We start from the raw sequence: 274 nt of genomic DNA, 5'->3' as shown, positions 1-274 counted from the left end.
CGCTGTGACATATCAGCAATGGTTGCTAAGTTATATTCACTTGCAGGCGCGGGATAACCACTGACACAGTGCAGAATAACTAACTCTTTACAGCCATTAACTTTAGCAACATTAATGGCTTCTTTAATTTCTTCTTGATTTGCCATACCCGTAGACATAATAATCGGTTTACCGGTTTTTGCGACTAGAGCAATCAAAGCATGATCAACCAGCTCGAATGAAGCAATTTTGTAAGCTGGCGCATTTAATTCTTCAAGTAAATCCACGGCAGTAG

Annotated in this window: 1 protein-coding gene; it reads right to left on the bottom strand. The window is 40.1% G+C overall.

Annotated features, from left to right (window positions below):
• Positions 1 to 274: N-acetylneuraminate synthase family protein (locus AAEZ02_RS22445; RefSeq protein ID WP_351125246.1), on the bottom strand; the 274-nt coding region annotated here is incomplete at both ends.

The organism is Shewanella sp. T24-MNA-CIBAN-0130 (assembly GCF_040310185.1).
Lineage (GTDB): Bacteria > Pseudomonadota > Gammaproteobacteria > Enterobacterales > Shewanellaceae > Shewanella > Shewanella psychromarinicola.
Note: the sequence above shows the minus strand (reverse complement) of the source record. Positions and strands in the feature narration are given on the sequence as shown.